Raw genomic sequence first — 4,611 nt, 5'->3', positions numbered from 1 at the left:
AGAAAGAGTTAGTTGAAAAGGCAAAGCAATTAAAGGAGGTAATCCTCCAATCTATAGAACTAGCTTATTCCGGGGTTTAACACCATCCTCTCTCTTTTGTCTGCACCGTTGCATCACCCGCAACTAACCAACAAAATTAGCCCTGTTTTGAGTCGAGCGGCGAAAGCCCTTCTATGTAAGGCTTTAATACCCCTATGATAAACTTTACTCTCTTGAATCACTTAGATTTCATGACCATACTGACATTTCTGGAGCTTGAACAGCTTTTGCTCGATTGAGAGTGGTTGACTAGAGCTCTGACAAATGGATGAGAAATTTCCGACAAAACGCGTAAATGCTGCCGACACTCGTACTCGTACTCAGCTTTTGGGGCTTCCTAAGCTTACGCCCTTCTCCAACGATCCTTAAGCCTACTAGTATGCTGTGACCGCTAAGGGTCTGGAGCGCTTTTAAGAACCTGACAGATTAAGCTGACTGCGCTTGAGTCGTTGCACTCACCATCCTAACGCTCCTTTTGCTGCCCAACCCCTTATGAAGCGACGCCATTTTGTCACGGGTTCTCTGCTGTTTGCCAGTGGCTGTTCTGCTGCCACCCAAACCCGCTCGACTCAGTCACGCGTAACCATGCCCAAAAAACTCCGCTTTGCAGTGACCGATGCGAAAGGGCTAGAAGCGTTACAGCGTGATTATGAGCCGTTTCGAGCCGCGTTGGCAGAAGTGCTGGAAACCAACATTGAGTTCTTTCCTGTAGAAAATCTGCTCGCTGCTGCTCCAGCCATGCTAGCAGGAGAGATAGACTTTGCCTGGGCAGGACCCTCAGAATATGTGGTTTTACGGGCTAGGGCACAAGCGATTCCCGTGGTTACCCTCCAACGCCAGAACTATCGGACGGTGATTGCTGTTTATGCGGGTAGCGGCATTCAGTCCCTAGCAGACCTCAAAGGAAAAACGTTGGATGTTTGGCAACTCGGGGCCGCCGCTTCGCATCTCGGTGCGGTCAAGATACTGCTTGATGCGGGAGTGGACCCACGGGCGGTCAAAATCATTGAGCCAGACGCTGATGGTCGCCTCGCGAGATTGAAAACGGGCAAAATTGATGCGGCGTCACGGGCTCTTTCGCGTTACTTAGCAACCTTGAAAGAGGAAGGTCTGTCCGCCAAAGATTATCCAGTCCTAGCGCAAGGTCCACTGCTACCAGGGGATGTGTTTGCCGTGAGTAGCCAGATTAGTCCTCAAGTGAGCGAAGTGATTCGCTTACGCATGCTAGAGCGCCGAGCAAAGCTCATGCAGGCCATTTTGGCTGGAGAGGCACTCGCTAAAAGATTCGGGGGCAGCAGACTGAGCGCTGCCAATGACACGGACTACAACATGATTCGGGAGGTCTATCGTGTGATTGGGCAAGCAGAAGTGCTTCAGTGAGCGTCTCGTATCCAGACGCTAAGAGTTTCTCTCATAGACCGAGGGAACCGGTGCAGCGATCGTACGCTGCTGGTTGCCTTGCCCCCCCCCTTGTTGTGATGTCCATCGATCGTTGCTGCTGGCTGAATTTTATATGAATGCTCCAAAGCTATGGTTGAATTCCTTCAAATCTGCAGTTGCAAACTCTAGCATTGCCCAAAAAATTAGCTATAGCTACGGGCTAGCCATTGGCATTGGGGTGACTGGAACGGCAATCGGACTCGTCATCGGCAATTATTACCAGCAGCAGGCTCAGTCTCACCGTGAGCGCACGGATCAACAACAACACCTATTGGGAGAGCTAGACCGAATGACCTTAACTGTGCGGTCTCATCCTCAAGAGCTGTTTGCCGTGCTGCAGGATTCGATGTGGTTTCAGTACGAAACGAGTAAGTTTCAACTCTTCACGCGTCAATTGAAGCGAACGTTGTCTGAGTTAGAGCAATTTATTGAAGCTAACCCGAACGATACGGCGGTCAGTCTGGCTGAATTGAAAGAGTTACTGTCGAAGTATCACCAAACCCTAGAGGCGTACAATCGCTTGACGCAAGGTCTTTGGCAACAAGTCGATCCGCAAAAACGGTCATCCGACGGGCTGGCTCCTGCAGAGCAAGAGATTGTCGCAGCCATTCGTGGACCCGAAGCAACTCAGATCAAAATCCAATTTGAAGACCTGGCCAAACGGTTAGCGCTGATTCACCAGGCAGCCGAACGACAGCAAGACCAAGCCAATGCACAGCTCCTTCAAGCCGATGCCCTCAGACTACGAATCATCCTGCTTAGTATGGCGCTCTCGACTGCGATCGCCATCGTGCTCGCCTTCCTGATTGCTCGGGCGATCGCTCGTCCTGTGCGCACCCTAACTGTGATCGCTGAGCAAGCAATTCGGCACTCTAATTTTACCCTGCAAGCCCCTGTCAGCAGTACCGACGAAGTGGGTGCGCTGGCTCGGTCGTTCAATCAACTCATTGACTCAGTGCACCAGTTACTGAAACAGCAGCAAGACACCAATGCACAGCTAGAGACCTATAGCCAAACCTTAGAACAAAGAGTGGAAGAACGAACCCAGGCACTGAGTGAAAAGAATGCACATTTCAAACAACTGCTAGAGGAATTGCATCGCACCCAAGCACAGATGGTGCAGAGTGAAAAAATGTCTAGCCTCGGACAATTGGTTGCTGGAGTGGCCCATGAAATCAACAACCCAGTTAATTTTATTCATGGCAATCTCGCCCACATGGATAGCTATACACAAGACCTGCTGCAAGTCGTAGAAGCGTATCAGCAGCACTATCCCCATCCACCGCAGGCACTACAAGAAACCTTAGAAGCAATTGACCTTGCTTTTCTTACCGAGGATCTCCACAAAATTAGGCAATCGATGTGGACGGGGACACAGCGCATTCGTGAGATTGTGTTGTCCCTACGTAACTTTTCTCGCTTGGATGAAGCGGAATTTAAGTCAGTGGACATCCATGAAGGGCTGGACAGTACTTTGTTGATTCTGCAACACCGTTTAAAGGCAAGAGCCGAACGTCCAGCCATTCAAGTGCTTAAAGAGTATAGCCAGCTACCGCTGGTGGAATGCTATCCTGGGCAACTCAATCAGGTGTTTATGAATATCTTGGCAAACGCGATTGATGCTTTGGAAGAGCGCCATGCTAAGCGGACCTACCAGGAGAAGGCCGAGCCGGGTTACATTAAGATTCGCACATCGCTGCTTGATGCCGAATGGCTCGTAGTAACGGTCGCCGATAATGGTCCTGGTATGCCTGAGGCCGTTCGACAACGAGTCTTTGATCCCTTCTTTACCACTAAGCCGATTGGCAAAGGCACTGGTATGGGCCTGCCCATCAGTTACCAAATTATTGCTGAGAAACATGCTGGCAAGTTGGCTTGCTTTTCAACCTTGGGCAAGGGCACGGAGTTTAAGCTTCAAATTCCAATTCGACACTGATGCGTTCTAACTGTAGGCATTAAAGCGAAACAGCTCTTTATCATTAGACGGGCTTCTGTAAGGGGAAGGCTCACAACGATGCACGGCTGAATCTTGTGGCACTCTCAATACCGAAAGGGGTCTGACAACGATTCGTGTCAAAGTTAGCCATGGTTTCAAAAGGCCGTCCCTTCGAGCCTTGCTACGAAAGCTCACTTGCTTCGTGTTTAGTTGCTGCTACCCGCAGCCTGTCCTCTTAGAGAAAGCTGATGCCACTGTTGTCTACAAGCCAAGCCAGGCAGTCATGCCAACGTTTTGTGGCCTAAAACTACGTGTCTCGTGGCTCAAGCCCCACTTCAGGTGCATGGCTGCCAGAGACCGGAACTGCCGCTAGGTGGGGTGCGTTTCACTCATACTGAAACTGGGCTTCCTGCTGGCGCAGTACCGCCTGGCGATTGCGTTGTGCCAGTTTCACTAAATCAACCTGCTGCTGTTCGTCCAACAGCTGCTCGCGTTGCAGAAATTCCGTGAGCATCTGCGCGAGCGCTGCTTCCAGCGGTCGCAGCTGGTCACTCAACCAATAGTGCGTCTCGGCGGCTTCCGGCACTAACACCAAGCAATCTTCCTGCGTGTAGCGGCGAAACTGGCGGACGCGACGAAACAAATCGACTAGGTGCGCTGGGCATTCGCAGGCAATCACTTGAGCGGCTTCACAGATCACTTGCAGTTGCTCGTCGGAAAAGTCTGACATTGTAAAATTGACACCACTTTGTACAAGGTCACTTCCTCTAGCGTGCCCGCCGCCTTTGCCTGTTAGTCAGCGAGATGGCTGAAGTTTGCCTAGTGACTGTGCTGATCACTGCGGCTGCTGGACTCGTTCAGCACTGCCACAACCCTTGAAAGCCTTGCATAGTAACAGTGCTACTTTTTTAGTCACTTGGTGGTCTGCTGCCACCCGCAACTAGCCAACGATAGAAGCAGCATTGGAGCCAACAGGAACGAGAGCATCAGTGTTGCAGAATAGAACCGAACGGTGCTTGCGGTCAGTTTTAGTCCAGCAAGTAAGGGGAGAAAAGTAGAGACTTTTTATCTAACGTCAGTTCGGGTTAAGCCGGAAGGAGCAAATTGTGGTCAAGGGCAATGGATGGCTTCTTTGGCTGATGGCAATAGGCAATCAATCCGCCCAAGATATTGACAAAGCAATTGACTGGAGAACG

General features: G+C 50.7%; 3 protein-coding genes and 1 pseudogene. 2 read left to right on the top strand and 2 right to left on the bottom strand.

Annotation, left to right across the window (positions count from 1 at the left end):
* Window positions 1-531: 531 nt before the first annotated feature.
* Both H6F76_RS02530 and H6F76_RS02525 read left to right on the top strand, forming a co-directional pair.
* Window positions 532-1,419, top strand: coding sequence for a PhnD/SsuA/transferrin family substrate-binding protein (locus tag H6F76_RS02530; protein ID WP_190505651.1), 888 nt, complete (start codon window positions 532-534; stop codon window positions 1,417-1,419).
* A gap of 133 nt (window positions 1,420-1,552) precedes the next feature.
* Window positions 1,553-3,415 (top strand): ATP-binding protein, encoded by a 1,863-nt coding sequence (locus H6F76_RS02525; protein ID WP_190505649.1) that lies wholly within the window; start codon window positions 1,553-1,555, stop codon window positions 3,413-3,415.
* Window positions 3,416-3,800: 385 nt separating this feature from the next.
* Here H6F76_RS02525 and H6F76_RS02520 read toward each other — a convergent pair whose 3' ends face one another.
* On the bottom strand, window positions 3,801-4,145 hold the full coding sequence (locus tag H6F76_RS02520; RefSeq protein WP_190505647.1) for a hypothetical protein: 345 nt from the start codon (window positions 4,143-4,145) through the stop codon (window positions 3,801-3,803).
* A gap of 355 nt (window positions 4,146-4,500) precedes the next feature.
* A pseudogene (locus H6F76_RS30195) lies at window positions 4,501-4,611 on the bottom strand (IS982 family transposase); the annotation flags it as partial.

It is taken from the genome of Leptolyngbya sp. FACHB-321 (assembly GCF_014695975.1).
GTDB lineage: Bacteria > Cyanobacteriota > Cyanobacteriia > Leptolyngbyales > Leptolyngbyaceae > Stenomitos.
The sequence above is the reverse complement of the archived record's forward strand: the minus strand, read 5'-3'. Positions and strand labels throughout refer to the sequence as shown.

Bases quoted from the DNA above. Each gene is read 5' to 3' on its own strand.
- H6F76_RS02530 (WP_190505651.1), top strand. From the start codon at position 532: ATGAAGCGACGCCATTTTGTCACGGGTTCTCTGCTGTTTGCCAGTGGC.
- H6F76_RS02525 (WP_190505649.1), top strand. From the start codon at position 1,553: ATGAATGCTCCAAAGCTATGGTTGAATTCCTTCAAATCTGCAGTTGCA.
- H6F76_RS02520 (WP_190505647.1), bottom strand. From the start codon at position 4,145: ATGTCAGACTTTTCCGACGAGCAACTGCAAGTGATCTGTGAAGCCGCT.